Here is a 14,796-nt window from a genome sequence, read left to right as displayed (position 1 = left end):
TACCCGAGGGGCTCGTCGTGCGCGCATTGCGCCCCGGCGATGCCGAAGCGTTGCATGCGCTGGGGCACAGCCCGTCAATAGTGCGGGGCAATGCAGAGCCACCGTATAGTTCGGTCGCACAGACCCGTGAGTGGATCGCGAACGTGGTATCGCCGGCTGTCATCATTGGCGCGTTGGTGGGCGAGACAATCGTGGGCGAAGCTGAACTGCATCCGCAGAAGCTGCGCCGCGCGCACGTCGGCGAGCTCGGCATAAACGTACACGACGATTGGCAGCGTCGGGGCGTCGGAACGTTTCTCATGGGCCAAATCCTCGACTTCGCCGACAACTGGCTCGGCCTACGGCGGCTCCAACTTCACGTCTACACCGACAATGCTGCCGCGATCGCGCTCTACCGAAAGTGCGGTTTCGAAATCGAGGCGCGTTTGCGCGGCGCAATATTGCGCGAAGGAGTGCTCGCCGACTTCTTCTTGATGGCGCGCCTGCACGATCCGCTGCCTCTCGCCCCGGAGTGATTCCCATGCACGTCCCGACACCATCGCCCGCGTTCGCGTCACCCGGTGCTATCCGCGTGCGCACCTGCGAGCCCGCCGATTTCGAGGCGATCGCCGACTTGATGAATCAGCCAGGTGTGCGCCACGGCACGCTATTGAGCGGGTGGCGCACCCCCGAATCCTTGCGTGCGTGGTATGAGAGCCGGGCGCCCGGCTGCATCACGATTTGCGCCGATATCGACGGACGCGTGGTGGGACAATCGCAGCTCGATGTCGCGAAGGCGCGCCGCTCACACTGCGCTTCCGTGGGCTTCGGCGTGCACGACGCCTGGCAGCGTCGTGGCGTGGGCAGCGCGCTGATGGCGGCGATCGTCGCCTGTGCCGACCATTCGCTGGGCCTGCGCAGGCTCGAACTCGAAGTGTTCGCCGACAACGAAGCCGCGATCGCGCTCTATCGCAAGTTCGGCTTCGTCGTAGAGGGCCGCTCGCGCGGTGCCGCAATGCGCGCCGGCGTACTTGCCGATACGCTTCATATGGCGCGCTACGCGGAAGCACCACCGTTCGCTTCCCCCTTGTTCCCCTAACCGTACCGGCGAGCGCGTGCCCTTCTTTTTTATCGACAGGCCGGTCTTCGCATGGGTCATCGCACTCGCCATAATGGTCGCGGGTGTGCTCGCGATTCCCATGCTGCCGGTCGCACAGTATCCGCAGCTCTCGCCGCCGCGCATCGTCATCAGCGCGGAATATCCGGGTGCGTCGGCGGAGGAGGTGGGCAACAACGTCGCGAGCGTGATCGAAGAGAGCCTCGATGGCGCCGAAGGCCTGCAGTACTACGAAACGACAAGCGATGCGCTGGGGGACCTGGAAATCGACGTGACCTTCACGTCGGATACCAATCCCGACATCGCGCTCGTGGACGTGCAGAACCGTCTGAAGCAGGTCGAGGCGCGGTTGCCGCAGCAGGTGGTGCAGCAGGGCATCGACGTGGAGAAGGCGTCGAATACGTTCCTGATGCTCGTCGCGCTCACGTCCACCGACGGCACGCGCGATTCCGCGCAACTCAGTGACTACCTGAACCGCTTCATCCTTCGCGACCTCAAGCGCGCACCGGGCGTTGGCGCGGCGGAGCTCTGGGACGCCGACGAGGCCATGCGCATCTGGCTCGATCCGGTGAAGCTGCGCGAATACGGCCTCAAGGCGGCCGAGGTCAACGCGGCCATCGCCGCGCAGAACTCGCCGGTGACGGCGGGCACGCTCGGGAACGCGCCGTTCGTGAACGGGCAGCAAATCACCGAGTCGGTGAGCGTGAAGGGGCAACTCGAAACGCCCGACGAGTTCGGACAGATCGTGCTGAAGGCGAAGCCGGATGGCTCGCTCGTGCGCTTGCGCGACATCGCGCGCGTTGAACTGGGCCGCGCCGACTACTCGTTCTACTCGCGCCTGAACGGCAGATCCGCGGCGACCGTGGGCATCCATCTCGGGCCACGCGGCAACGCGCTGGAGACTTCGAACAGGATCCGTGCGCGTCTCGCCGAGCTGTCCAGACGTCTGCCGCCGGGCGTAGCGATCGAAATTCCATTCGATACCGCATACTTCGTGCGCGTGGCGATTCACGAAGTGGTGATCACGCTCATCGAAGCCGTGGTGCTCGTATTCGCGGTGATGTGGCTGTTCCTGCGCGACCTGCGCTCCACCCTCGTGCCCACGGTGGTGATCCCCGTCACGCTCATGGGCGCATTTGTAGCACTGTATTGGGCCGGGATGTCGATCAACGTGTTCACCATGTTCGGCCTCGTGCTCGCTATCGGCATACTCGTGGACGATGCCATCGTTGTCGTGGAGAGCGTGCAACGCATGATGCACGAGCGCGGGCTTGCACCGCGCGAAGCCACGCGCGCCGCGATGAAGCGCATTGGCGGCGCGATCGTCGGTGTGACGGCGGTGCTCACCGCCGTATTCGTGCCGATGCTGTTCTTCAACGGCGATGTAGGCGGCATCTATCGGCAGTTCGCAGTGACGATGATCGCGTCGATGCTGTGTTCGTCGTTCATGGCGCTCACGCTAACGCCGGCCCTTTGTGCGAGTCTGCTAAGGATTCCGAAGCGAACGTCGAAGCCCGAGCGCGGTTTGACGGCGCAAGCGGCGCGGGCCTCGCGCGGCTACCGGGCGGTCGTGGCTGCGCTACTGCGGCGCGGCCCGCGTGTGCTAGCGATCTACGTAGTGCTGTGCGCGGTTGGGGCGCTCTTGTACTGGAAGCTGCCGCAGGGCTTCCTGCCGAGTGAGGACGAGGGGCAGTTGCAGGTGATGATTCAGTTGCCAGCGGGCGCCACGCAGGCGCGCACGCTTGAGGTGGTAAAGCGCGTGGAAGCGATGCTTGGCAAGCGGCAGGCCGTAGGCAACGTGACGAGCGTGGTGGGGTGGAGCTTCGCGGGCAGCGGGCAGAACGTGGCGATGGCGTTCGTCGAGCTCAAGCCGTGGGGTCAGCGCGGCAAGGACGAAATCGACGCGCAGACTGTGCGCGACGCGCTAAACGAGCAATTCGGCACCATCCTCGACGGCGACGTGCAGGCTATGCTTCCTTCCGCGGTACCGGGCATCGGCCACTCCGAGGGCTTTACGTACCGGCTGGAGGATCGCGGGGGCGTCGGCATGGACGGATTGAAGGCCGCGCGTGACCAACTGATCGACGGGGCCGGCAAGAGCCGCATGGTGGCGCAGGTCCACTCGGAGGACCTGCCTGACGGGCCGCGCGTGGAACTCGAAGTCGACCGCGATAAGGCCTACGCATATGGCGTATCGTTCGACCGCATCGCGGACGTGCTGGGCAGCACGTTCGGCTCCAGTTATGTCGACGACTTTCCAGCAGGGGGGCGCATGCGCCGCGTCATCGTCGCCGCCGACGCACCCACGCGCATGAACGCCAGCCAGCTGCTCGACCTGCCTGTGCAAAATACATTCGGCGGGTCCGTGGCGATGTCGTCGATTGCGGCCACGCACTGGACGCTCGGCCCCGTGATGCTGAGCCGCTACAACGGTTATCCGTCGCTCGACGTGACGGGGCGCGCGGCGCCGGGGCATAGCTCGGGCGAAGCGATGGCGGAGATGGCGCGGCTCGCGCTCGCTTTGCCCGAAGGCGTGTATGGCGAATGGACCGACGCCGCGTTCGAAGAAGTCGAGGCCGCGCGCCAGACGCCGCTCCTCATCGGCCTTTCGCTGCTCGCGGTGTTCATGGTGCTGGCGGCCCTCTACGAGAGCTGGATCACGCCTCTTTCGGTACTGCTGGTCGTTCCGCTCGGCGCGCTCGGCGCGGTGAGCGCGATGCTCCTGCGCGGGCTGCCCAACGACATTTATTTCAAGGTGGGTATGGTGACCGTGATCGGCCTCGCGGCGAAGAACGCCATCCTGATCGTGCAGGCCGCGGCCGTGCGCCGTACGGGCGGGGTGCCGCTGCGCGCCGCGGTTGTGGACGCGAGCGTCGAACGCCTGCGGCCTATCGTGATGACTTCGGCGGCGTTCGTGCTCGGCGTGCTGCCGCTCGCTTTCTCGCAGGGCGGCGGCGCGCAGAGCCGGCACGCCATCGGTACGGGAGTCCTCGGCGGCTTGATCGCGGCGACGCTGTTCGGACTCGTGTTCACGCCAGTGCTTTACTACGCGGTGGCGTCGCGCGTGGCGGCAAGACCCGTGCATCGCGTACCGCCGCGCCGAAGAGAGCAAACTGCGCAACGCACGAAGGAGACGGAAACGGAGGAACCCTGACCGCTACACGCACATATGCCCGTATGGTCGCAGCTCAGAACAGACGCGGCGTCCCGACCCAGACGAGTACGGTCTCCTGATCGGACATATTGCTCCAGGCGTGCGGCACTGTCGATTCATAGTGCGCGCTGTCGCCCGCGCGGACCACGAAGGTTTGACCTTCTAGCGTGAGTGTCACTTCACCAGAGAGCACATGCAGGAACTCTTCACCTGCGTGCGTGGTGACTTCGCTGGAGCGCTCGCCGGGTGGCATACGCACGAGAATGGCTTCGAGCTGGCGTCCGCCGGACGGATTAGTCAGGCGTGCATAGAGGTCGGCAGAATTTGCGAAACCGAAAAACTTCAGATCCTGGCCACGGCACACGCAGCCCGCTTCGGTGGGCGCATCGACGAAATAGCTTACCGGCACGCCGAGCGCCTTGGCGATGCTCACGAGCGAGGTGATCGAGGGGGTGGCGCGATCGCGCTCCACCTGCGAGAGAAAGGGTTTGGAGAGCTGCGCCGCGGTAGCGATGTCTTCGAGAGTACGGCCTTGTCTCTTGCGCAGTCCGCGAATCTTGCTGCCTACGGAGACGACGTTCAGTGATTCAACGGGTTTCGAAACCATGGCGGAATTTTGTTGTCTGGTGAATATGTTTGAGTCCGAAAACCGGACTGGGTGAAAGCCCGACTTTGTCGTACGCCATTGGGTGTCCAATAATTTTTATCGCCAGAGGTGGTCTCACGGTGTGTATCTGGCAATTCCAGAGACAAATCGGCCAATAGGCGATGGGATATGCCCTTGGGAGTCTAATTCTAATTCTCGGGCGTACGTCGGCGTTCACGCCTTGACTGTAGTTGACGGAACCGCTCACCGCACTGGCCTGCCGTTTGCGGCTCATGAACGATAGAATGAAAGCTGCAGCGTACCACTGTTCGACAGCGTGCTAAAAATCGCCAAACGTTTCAGGCAATGGCTGAGATACCCCGCGAGTTTGGTCCGTGAAATCATTTCCAACATCGAGATAATTCGTCGCCGGACACGCTTTAACCAGGCGATCTCGCGTTCAATGTGCATTTCGGGTTCCTCGCCGTCATGCGAAGGCAGGGTTCGGTGGTGCGAGCGAAGAACCTTGTTGAGAAAATCCGCCAAGCAGTCGTGCTGCGAGCGGTCTTCGGACGCGATCGGGGCCTTTAACCGGCCAATCGCTGGTCAGCAATCTAAACACTTGCTGACCCGTAGGTTGGCGGTCTGGGGTCTCGATCTGCATGGTCAGCGCGCGACCAGCCATGTTCGAGCGACTTTTCCGCGTGCCAGAACCGCTGCGGGGCGTCGTCCAGCTTGTCGAGCAGTGTCACGACGTGCGACCACGGTAATTGTGCAACAGGCTGTTGCACAAATTCCGGCTGCGGAAAGGCTTTCGCGAGCGCGCACATGTACTTGAGGTTACGCGGCGAGAACCCGCGCATGTCAGGAAACGCTGCCTTCAGATCGCGCGCGAGCCGGTCAACAACGCCAGCCCCCCAGCCTTGTTCCTGCTGCCGCTCGAGAATGTCGCCGCGGATCTGCCAGTACAGGATGGCCAGCTCCCGGTTCGCGCTGGCCACAGCACGCTGTCGCGCCTGTTCGACGCGCTGCTTGAGTTCGGCGAACCAGTGACGATAGTCATCAGCCCACGCGGGCGTGCCGAGATCTTTGCTCATGCGTTTTTGGCCGTCGGGTACCAATTGTTGCGCCCGGAAGGAAATTATCCTTGGGGGAACCGGCAGTCGATAAGCGCAGCCGGAGTGGAGTCACGTGGATTATAGCATCGCACCCCATCAAAAAATGCGATAATCTTTATTATGTAAAATATTGCATCAGACTAGGTCTTCGACTGCCTCACGCCAGGGACGCTGTCCCTGCCCGTCCGCATGCCGAGGCGCCCAGATTGGGCTCTCTGAAATTTTCAGGGACGGAAAGTCAGTCTGAAGCAGCTATCTCTGCGCCGGGAAGTATGCCAAACTATGCGCATGGTTCATGCACACTGGAGATGCACATGATTAATGCGCCTGTGGTGCGACCTGAAGGCGTCAAGCGGGTCGCAAAAGCGCGCGTGCCGTCAAAGACTACGCGCAAACCCACCAACGTCTCGCTTCCGACGGATCTGCTCGAGCGCGCCAGGGAACTGGACGTCAACGTTTCGCGGGCAAGCGAACGCGGCTTGCGCGAAGAGGTTCAGGCGGCCGAGGCTCGTGCCTGGGCGGAAAAGAACGCGGACTTCGTCGCCGAAATGAATGCACGTATCGAGCGTGACGGCTTGCCCCTGGAAGAATATCGGATGTTTTGATGGCGCGGTTTGACCTTTACAACAACCCTTCGACAAGATCCAGGGTCGAGTCGCCGTTTCTGCTCGATGTGCAAAGCGATCATCTCGGCAATCTCCTGTCACGCGTAGTCATTCCCTTGACGCGCGTTGCCGGCAATTACACGACGAGCAAGGTCGCGCAGGATCTCTCGCCCATCATCGAGATCGAGGGAGAACCGTTCGTGCTGGAAACGCCGTTGCTCGGCGCGGTCAGGACAAGTGATCTCGGCCCCGCGATTGGTACGCTCAAAGGTGAGCAGGACCGGATCAGTGCCGCGCTCGATCGTCTACTCGGCGCTTACTGATCCCGTCCAGAACTGATGGACGGCGCCGCTCGACTCGTCCAGGACGGCAGTCGTGGCGTGCCGAGGCGGCCCATCTGCATGTGAGACGAGGTAGGGCTCTCCGTGCAGACCGTTCACGGCGGGTGCGCCGGCGCGGTCGGCTTCGGTAAAGTTGAGCCCAGCGGGGGCAAGTGCCGGGATCAGGCCTTTGCCCCAAGGTAGCTACGGAACCGCCTGGCATCGAGGACCAGGGCCAGACGAATCGACAGTCCGCCGGGAACGCGCTGCACGGCGTCTCGCCCGATCGCATGATGGTGGAGGCCACTTTGGCGTGTCCGGTTGCACAGATCAGGACGTCCCTACCTCGCAGCTTACGTTGCTACCGTGCCGGGTCATACAGCGCCGGCGTTCTGCTGACGGTGGCGCGCAAAGGCCCTGATCCTAATGCGACACGGGCGCAATTTCAGCGGGAATGCGGCCTCCGGTGATAGTAGCGTTGCGTCGGAAGCGCTTAGGACAGTTCGAAGCAAAGACCGGAGCGGCCGGTGAGCCAGTTTTGAATGCGATACTGTGATTCCAGCCTCCCGGTTGAAATGCGCGATGATCGATCTGCAAACACTACTCACCTGCAGCGCTTTTCTCGCCGTTGCGCTGCTTTACGCCAGCACAGGCCAAGCCGGGGCTTCTGGATACATTGCCATAATGGCACTCGCGGGATACGAGCCCGAAAGCATCAAGCCAACCGCGCTTGTCCTGAATATCTTGGTCTCGCTGGTGGTGAGCTGGCGCTTCATTCGCGACGGTCATTTTAACTGGCAGTTGTTCTGGCCATTTGCACGGCCGGCCGTACCCATGGCGCTATTGGGTGGTTATATAACACCCCCAAAAGCATGGTTCGAATATCTGCTTGGCGCTCTGCTGTTAATCGCTGGAACACTGTCGCTGGTGCGCAGACCGTCGAAAGACCAGGTTGTGCGGCCACCCCGCAAGCCCGATGAATGCGCCAGTGAGATTGATGTCGATCACGCGCTGCCAGATCCGCTCATTCCCGGCGTGCATTTTGAGGTCGGATACAACCTGCTCAGCCTTGGCCTCGTTGCGAGCAACGATCGTCAGATCAGCGCCTCGACGCGCAAAATCGGTCGCCGCCGCGTTGCCAATACCATGGCTATTTCTTCCCATCCCCCGAAATCTGAAAATCCGCCGCAACCCCTTACTTGACAAGGCTCCGCGTGGCCTTACCCGGGTGGGCGGCAGGGGAATCAGAACGAATAGCCCTGATCGTGCCAGTAATGCCAGTCGGCCACCGCCTCCCGTGTGTTCCGGTCGGCTCCAACGGGAACAAGCTGGGCCAGAGGCGCGACAACTTCGCGTTCGCCGTGCCGTGCCATGACAAATATCGCGATGCGGCAAAGTTGGTCGTGAGCGAGGGCGATGACAGTGACGTTCTCGCCGCTCTTTAGCGGTGAGGCATCCATCGTCTTGCGCACCCGGGCCTTGAATGGAAACGAGAGCTGATCTTCAAGGTAGCAATACCAGCCCATCGCGCATTCTTCTTCGGTATAGGTGTCGACCACGATTTCCATCGTGATCCGATGTTCGCGTCTGGCGTCGATTTTAGATCTGGCCATGATGGGGGCAGCGATGATGGGTTAGACATCGACAACGTGTCGCAGCAATCCATACGACACACGCCAGTGCCCTTCGATGCCGCTGCACGCAATCGACGCCGTTTTCTGGTTGAGTCTGACGATGGTGCCGACGCGCTCGCGCAGGTGCTTGTCGGTAAAGCCAACGGTATCGCCGACGAAAAACTCTTCCGGGTTTGCGCGTGGCGGCGGCGCGGGTTCTGGTTACGCTTCGGGGTACGAACCATCCGGTACGATGGCGGCATAACGAAGGGCCCATCTCTGGCGCGAATTCAGGTCCTCGATGACGTCCTGGGTCGCGCGCAGTTCGACCACTCGCCCCTGACGCGCTGCGCCGAATGGGTCGTCCGCCACATAGCCGACGGTCGTGCCCAGGCGCAGGCTCTGCCGCACCTGCAGGGTGCGCTGGGGATCGTCGAGCATTTTGCCGATGATCAGGTAGAGGCGATACAGTTCGCCGCTGGGCGCCCGCCGAAGGTTATCGAGAGAGAGCTGGCTCATGGAGACGGGGATGTTGAAGGTGACTATGCTCGCTATGTTCCGGTCCGGGTACGCGAGCGACGTTGAGCGGCCGGTGCGCGCGCCGGTACGCCAGGAATGGGTTCGAACAGCGCCTCCAGATCATCGGCTGAGAACTTGACGGTACTGGCGGCATCGTCGGAGAGGATCGCGTTGGCCAGCGCAGCCTTCTTTTCCTGGAGGGCGACGATTTTTTCCTCCACGCTGCCAGCGGTAATCAGCTTGTAGACAAACACGGGCTTGTCCTGCCCAAGCCGGTGCGCGCGATCGGTGGCCTGGTTTTCCACGGCCGGATTCCACCACGGATCGTAGTGGATGACGGTGTCGGCTGCGGTCAGGTTCAGACCCACGCCTCCAGCCTTCAGGCTGATGAGGAAGAGCGGCACCTCGCCCTGCTGGAAGCGGCCGACCGGGGCCGCCCGATCGACCGTCTCGCCGGTCAGGACAACGTAGGGAATCCCGGCCCTGTCGAGCGCGGAAGCGATAAGATCGAGCATGCTGGTGAACTGCGAGAAGAGCAGGATGCGGCGACCTTCCTCGATGAGTTCAGGCACCATCTCGAGCAGCAGCGCAAGCTTGGCGGATTCCTTCACGCGAGCCGCCTGCGTGGTCTTGAGCAATCCTGGATCGCAGCAGACCTGCCGGAGCTTGAGCAGCGCGTCGAGCACGATCAGATGGCTGCGCGCCAGACCATTGACGGCGATCGCATCGCGCACCTTCTTCTGCATTGTGGCCCGCACGGTCTCGTACAGGTCGCGCTGTGCACCTTCAAGCTCGACCGTGCGTACGATGGTGGTCTTCGGCGGCAGTTCAGTGGCCACTTCGTCCTTGCGCCGGCGCAGCATGAAGGGGCGCAGGCGGCGCGCGAGCAGTTCACGTCGCACCGCATCGCCGCCTTTTTCGATCGGGGTGCGCCAGCGCCGCGTGAAATCGTCGCGCGAGCCCAGAAACCCGGGGAGCAGGAAGTCGAACTGCGCCCACAGTTCGCCCAGGTGATTCTCCAGCGGCGTGCCGGTCAGGCACAGGCGGTGTCTTGCCCGCAGGGCGCGAATGGTCGCGGCGGCCCTGGTGGCCGCGTTCTTGACGTACTGGGCCTCGTCCAAAATCAGCAGGTGGTACTCGTGCTGCACAAGGACGTCCTCGTCACGCCAGGCGAGTGCATAGGTCGTGAGCACGAGGTCATGCTCCGCGATCTCCTCGAAACGCGCGTGGCGTTGCGCGCCATGCAGGTTCAGCACGCGCAGCGCGGGCGCGAAGCGTTGCGCCTCGTCACACCAGTTGTGTACGAGCGTGGTGGGCACGACAATCAGCGCGGGCTGTCCGAGCCGGCCGGCCTCCTTTTCGGCGAGAATGTGCGCGAGCGTCTGCACCGTCTTGCCCAGGCCCATGTCGTCGGCCAGCACGCCGGAGAGGTTGTGTTCGCGCAGGAACTGCATCCAGGCGAGCCCCTGACGCTGATAACCTCGCAGGTCGGCCTTCAGTCCCTGCGGCACGGACACCTCGGTGACGCCGGGTCCGGCCACCAGGCTCTGCGCGAGCTGACGGACCGACTCGTTGCCATGAAACTGCCAGCGGCCGGTATCGTCGAGCGCCGCCAGGCGTGCGGCATCCCACTCTGGAATCTGCATGCCGCTGCCAACGTGCTCGAGCAGATCGACCAGGACACGTACGACCGGTTTCAGGCGCCCGGCCGGCAGGCGCAACCGCTCGTTGCGTGGCGACCTCAGCTCCACCGCCTCATCGTCGGCAATGCTCTCAAGCTGCCCGGAGAGCCAGCGCCCGTCCCGCGCAAAAAGGCTGGCCAGGAGAGGCTCAAGGCGTACCATCTCGCCGTTGACCGTAATGCCCATCTCGACGTCGAACCAGCCTTCGTCGGTCTGCCGCAGGCTGCCCTCGATCGCGTCGATCTCGATTACGTTGTGGCGGAATTCCGGCGTCATCTCGACCTGCCAGCCCTTCTCGCGAAGCGCGGGTAGTGCATACGTCATGAAGCCGGACCAGCCGGTCTCCTGGGCGGGTTCGAGCATGCCCTGCGGAAACGGTCTCGCGCCATGGGCCTGGCTGGGTGGAATGGCACGCAGGCCGACGCGCTGCAACTCTGTCAGCCGGCGCTTCTCACCAACTGCATCGCGCTGGATCTGCATGACCTCACCGTTCGCACCGAGACGGATGAGCGCCGTCTCGCCCCTGGCTGGAATGCGTTCGCCGTCGTAGTCAAAGCTCACGGTCGCGAAATCGAGCGCATCCTGTGCCTTTGTCGACGCCCAGTTCATGTTCCAGGTTGGCAACGTATCGAGCACGAGCACCGGGACCGGCGCGCAGCCGATCATGCGCACGCGCGACTGGTCATTCGCGGGCGGCAGCGGCAGGCCGGGGGCCACTTCGCGCAGCACGTTACCCACAAGAGGCGCCTCGTCGAGGGTGATGGCGGGCATCGAGAGCACGTCCGCGATATTCCGGGCGGGCCCGGCCAGCTCGACGGGACCGGCAACGCCCGCCTGCGCGTCCAGATACCAGCAGGGCTGCGTGGTCGTGATGAGCGCGGGGGCGGCTGGCTCGGTTTGCAGCACGGGACGCACCCGCATGTCGGGCAGTTTCTGCCAGGCAAGGTGCCCCGGGCGGGCCGGACCGCCCTGCAGCGCGCAGGGTTCTGCGTAATCCATGGTGCTGGCCGCGGGAAAAGCAAAGACGCGGCCGGTGGCAACGAGTTTTTCGAGCAGGGCTGCGCCCGTGGTGCCCTGCAGGGAGAACTGGCCGCCAAAGGAGTCACGCGAGCGCCCAAGCCACAGGCCGCGCAGGATCGGCAGATCGTCTTCACTCACAAATTTCGGTGGCTTGACGAGCGCTTTCTCGATGTTGTACCACGCGTCATCGAGCGAGCGGATCGTGCCGTCGGTGCTCACGCGTGACTTGTAGATCACGATCTGCGGATAGCCCTCGTACGCGCCGGTGATCACGTAGGCAAGCGCATGCGAGGCCCGGGGGCTCGCCCGCTTGCCAGCGGCAGATGTGTCCAGATTCCGGGCCCGGAAACCTTCGAGCCAGCTCACCAGTTCGGGGCGCACTCCGGTGATGGCCTGCCGGGGAACATGGGTCAGGCCCGCGAACAGGAGCGCGGCGACGTGCTTGCAGTGGCCGCCGACCGGGCAGGAGCATTCACTCTCGATCCACAGGTCGTCCTCGGGGGCGTTGAACCAGACCCGTACGTTGTAGGGCCGCGAGCGGGTGCCCTGTACCTTGCCGACAAGGATATCGTCACCCTGCCACCGTAAATCCGAGACAGCCTGCACATAGTCGCGCGCCTTCGCGACCGTGTAGGCGTCCAGCCATGCGGTGATCTGTTTCCGGTCGTACTGGATGGCCATCGGCGGGAGATCCTGATCAGTCGTACTTCGAGGCGCTTGCAGGCCTGCCTGGCTGCAGGCTGAAGCGCTGCGTATTTTACGCGGGCACGTCATCCGGTTGGGCGGCGGAATTTGTTGGGGTGTGCGCATCAGTGGTCTGCGCGTGCCGGCGGTCGTCCTCCGCGTGCAGGTAAAGCCCCGTTGTCTCGATCGAGGCGTGCCGCAGGTTTCTCTGGATAAAGCGGATGTCGGTGCCGGCGTCGGCCTGGTGCGAGGCTGCCGAGTGGCGCAGCCAGTGCGTGGAGGCGCGCCGCAGGGTTGCCGCGCCGACCGGGTCGGCCGCAGCGAGCGCGTCGGCCGCGCGCAGGAATACTTCCTTTGCGATCAGGTAGATTGCGGACGGCGTCAGATGCCGCCCGGGATCACCGGCGATGCTCATCACCGCCGGGGAGATCTCATCGGGCGCTGGCGCCGGCGGCAGGCCGCAGAACGTGCGGTAGCGCGCGAACTCGGTCATCAACGTGTCGCTCACGGGCACCTCTCCCTCGGTGCCGCCCTTGCCGACCACATGCAACCACCAGCGCCCGCGCCGCTGGAAGAAGTCGGCCGCCTTCGCGTGAGCGGCCTCGCTGGCGCGCAGGGCCGTGTGATACAGCAGCCGCACCAGCCAGCGGCTGCGCTCGTAGTGCTGGCATTCGCGCGGCGTGTCGCGGGGCCAGCGCTCCACCGAGTCGAGCACGCTCTGCCAGAGCGCGTGATCGAGGTAGCGCTCGATGCGGCGCGTGCGAGCAGTGGACGTTGGGCGTGAGCGGCGCAGCGCCAGCGGGTTGCCGGCGAGATAGCCGGCGGCGACCAGGTAATTGAGCAGGCCGCAGAGGATGCCGAGGGCCTGCCGCTGGCTGCGCTCCGAGAGCGGTCCGTCAAACAGGCGCCGGGTGCCCCCGCGGCGTGGGAGCGCCGGATCGGCCCAGTCTGCAGCGGGATCGGCCAGAAACCGTTCATAGAGCAGGAAATCCTCACGCGTGAGGCTCGAGAGCGGCTTGCCAAGGGTCCGGGTGGCCCACACGAGGAGGCGCACGGCTTCCTTGCGATAGCTGCGCAGCGTGTGCGGCGAGCCCGCGTATTCCGCGAGCCACAGGCGCACGGCCTCAACGTCCGTGTCGGCGGCGATCTGCCGGTGGACGCCGTGTGCCCGGTTGGTGCCGTCACGGCCGTCGAGGGCGGCAGGCAGGGCGAGCGGCAGGATCGCCTCAGGGGCTGTGGCGGGCAGGTTCATGGCTGACGCGTTTTGAAAAGGCGATGGGGGAGCGTACACCGGAAATACTTTCGATTATTGGCCTTATCATAAATTTCCAGCGCTGATCATTATGTGTATAACGAAATACATAGATATACAGTTATACTCGGCCACGAAACCCGACTTCCTCGACCACTTTCACGCCAATACCCGCCTATGAGCCGCATCAGCGACACCCGCCTTCGCACCCGCGAAGCTGCTGCACGCCTCGTCGCCGCCGGCCGGCGCCCGCATGAGCTCACCGTCGACCTCATCTATGCCGAGATCCGACAGGGCAGCCGCACCACGATCAACGACGAGCTGAAACTCTGGAAGGACGAGCAGGCCCGCAATGACGCGCTGGCCGCAGCGTTGCCCGCGTCCGTGGCCGACGCGATGCGCTCGCTCTGGGCGCTCGCTGTCGAACATGGCGAGCAGGTGTTCGCCGCGCGCGGCGAGGAACTCGAGCGTGAAGCCGTGGAGTCCACCGCCCGCGCCGAATCGCTGGGCACGACCCTGGCGGCGCTCGAAGCACAGGTACAAACGCTGCGTACGCAACTCGAGGAGCGCGAGACACGGCTCGCGGCGGCTGCCGCCGGGCTTGCCCGGTCCCAGGCCGAACGCGAGGCAGCACTCCAGACAGCGCAGGCTGTCGCAGCCGAGCGCGACGCCGCACGCGTGCAGTCTGGCGAGGCGCTGCGCACGGCGCAGGCCACGCATGCGCGCGAACTCGAGGCCCAGCGCGCAGAGCACGCCGGGCGTGAGGCCGCCTTGCGGGCACAGATCGATCAGGCGGCCTCGCGGCTCGAAAGCGTGCAGAAGCACGTCCTGCTGCAAACCGAAGAGGCACGCGGCGCACAGCGGCGCGCGGAAACCGCGCTCGACAGGGTGCACCAGCGTAACGAGCAGCTCGCCGGCGAGGTCCAGCGGCTTGCGGCCGAAGCGGCCGAGCAGCGGCGCCTGGCCGATCGCCACGAAAAGCAGCTCGCGAGCGTCATCGATGAGGCACGCGAGTTACGGCGCGATCGCGACACGCTCGCGCAGCAGGTCGCTTCGCTGCAAGGGCAGCTCAAGGGCCGCCCCCAGTCGGCCGGCGCACGGCAAGGCAAGGCGAAACCCTGATCCTCCCGGCGCGCGTTCAGGAACA

Annotated in this window: 14 protein-coding genes; 7 read left to right on the top strand and 7 right to left on the bottom strand. The window is 64.2% G+C overall.

The window, feature by feature from the left end; translation table 11 throughout:
* Positions 1-17 precede the first annotated feature (17 nt).
* Genes M3I54_RS21145 through M3I54_RS21135 form a run of 3 tightly spaced genes read left to right on the top strand, consistent with a single transcriptional unit; the run spans position 18 to position 4,250 of the window.
* Positions 18-515 (top strand): GNAT family N-acetyltransferase, encoded by a 498-nt coding sequence (locus M3I54_RS21145; protein WP_375542178.1) that lies wholly within the window; start codon positions 18-20, stop codon positions 513-515.
* 5 nt (positions 516-520) lie between these two features.
* Positions 521-1,078 (top strand): GNAT family N-acetyltransferase, encoded by a 558-nt coding sequence (locus M3I54_RS21140; protein ID WP_254339468.1) that lies wholly within the window; start codon positions 521-523, stop codon positions 1,076-1,078.
* Between the two features lie 16 nt (positions 1,079-1,094).
* Positions 1,095-4,250 carry a multidrug efflux RND transporter permease subunit gene (locus M3I54_RS21135; protein WP_254339467.1) on the top strand — a complete coding sequence of 1,052 codons (3,156 nt, stop codon included), beginning with the start codon at positions 1,095-1,097 and terminating at the stop codon, positions 4,248-4,250.
* A gap of 34 nt (positions 4,251-4,284) precedes the next feature.
* Here M3I54_RS21135 and M3I54_RS21130 read toward each other — a convergent pair whose 3' ends face one another.
* The 3 genes from M3I54_RS21130 to M3I54_RS21120 form a co-directional block, all read right to left on the bottom strand.
* A complete protein-coding gene (locus M3I54_RS21130; protein WP_254339465.1) occupies positions 4,285-4,857 on the bottom strand; it encodes a cupin domain-containing protein in 573 nt (190 codons plus the stop codon).
* Positions 4,858-5,127: 270 nt separating this feature from the next.
* Positions 5,128-5,382 (bottom strand): hypothetical protein, encoded by a 255-nt coding sequence (locus M3I54_RS21125; protein ID WP_254339578.1) that lies wholly within the window; start codon positions 5,380-5,382, stop codon positions 5,128-5,130.
* Positions 5,383-5,450: 68 nt separating this feature from the next.
* Positions 5,451-5,933 (bottom strand): DUF1016 N-terminal domain-containing protein, encoded by a 483-nt coding sequence (locus M3I54_RS21120; protein ID WP_309249628.1) that lies wholly within the window; start codon positions 5,931-5,933, stop codon positions 5,451-5,453.
* Positions 5,934-6,160: 227 nt separating this feature from the next.
* Between M3I54_RS21120 and M3I54_RS21115 the strand changes: the two genes are divergently transcribed.
* The 3 genes from M3I54_RS21115 to M3I54_RS21105 all read left to right on the top strand — a co-directional run bounded on the left by M3I54_RS21115 (position 6,161) and on the right by M3I54_RS21105 (position 8,082).
* On the top strand, positions 6,161-6,559 hold the full coding sequence (locus tag M3I54_RS21115; protein WP_254339463.1) for a type II toxin-antitoxin system CcdA family antitoxin: 399 nt from the start codon (positions 6,161-6,163) through the stop codon (positions 6,557-6,559).
* Positions 6,559-6,882, top strand: a complete 324-nt coding sequence (locus tag M3I54_RS21110; protein WP_254339462.1) for a CcdB family protein — start codon at positions 6,559-6,561, stop codon at positions 6,880-6,882. The genes M3I54_RS21115 and M3I54_RS21110 overlap by 1 nt, the downstream gene beginning before the upstream one ends.
* A 579-nt stretch (positions 6,883-7,461) precedes the next feature.
* On the top strand, positions 7,462-8,082 hold the full coding sequence (locus M3I54_RS21105; protein ID WP_254339459.1) for a sulfite exporter TauE/SafE family protein: 621 nt from the start codon (positions 7,462-7,464) through the stop codon (positions 8,080-8,082).
* Positions 8,083-8,123: 41 nt separating this feature from the next.
* Here M3I54_RS21105 and M3I54_RS21100 read toward each other — a convergent pair whose 3' ends face one another.
* From M3I54_RS21100 to M3I54_RS21085, 4 genes are all read right to left on the bottom strand, one after another.
* The gene (locus tag M3I54_RS21100) at positions 8,124-8,447 is read right to left on the bottom strand and encodes a calcium-binding protein (RefSeq protein ID WP_309249137.1); all 324 of its coding nucleotides are present in this window, start codon (positions 8,445-8,447) and stop codon (positions 8,124-8,126) included.
* Between the two features lie 267 nt (positions 8,448-8,714).
* On the bottom strand, positions 8,715-9,011 hold the full coding sequence (locus M3I54_RS21095; RefSeq protein ID WP_254339455.1) for a hypothetical protein: 297 nt from the start codon (positions 9,009-9,011) through the stop codon (positions 8,715-8,717).
* Between the two features lie 32 nt (positions 9,012-9,043).
* Complete coding sequence (locus M3I54_RS21090; RefSeq protein WP_254339453.1) at positions 9,044-12,394, bottom strand: DEAD/DEAH box helicase; 3,351 nt, start codon at positions 12,392-12,394, stop codon at positions 9,044-9,046.
* 76 nt (positions 12,395-12,470) lie between these two features.
* On the bottom strand, positions 12,471-13,649 hold the full coding sequence (locus tag M3I54_RS21085; protein WP_254339451.1) for a tyrosine-type recombinase/integrase: 1,179 nt from the start codon (positions 13,647-13,649) through the stop codon (positions 12,471-12,473).
* A 177-nt stretch (positions 13,650-13,826) separates the two neighbouring features.
* Here M3I54_RS21085 and M3I54_RS21080 point away from each other — a divergent pair, with 177 nt between their 5' ends.
* Positions 13,827-14,771: a DNA-binding protein gene (locus M3I54_RS21080; RefSeq protein ID WP_254339449.1), complete on the top strand. Its 945-nt coding sequence runs from the start codon at positions 13,827-13,829 to the stop codon at positions 14,769-14,771.
* The last annotated feature ends 25 nt before the right edge of the window (positions 14,772-14,796 follow it).

Source organism: Paraburkholderia sp. CNPSo 3274, from assembly GCF_024206475.1.
GTDB lineage: Bacteria > Pseudomonadota > Gammaproteobacteria > Burkholderiales > Burkholderiaceae > Paraburkholderia.
This window is presented reverse-complemented; position numbering and strand designations above follow the sequence as displayed.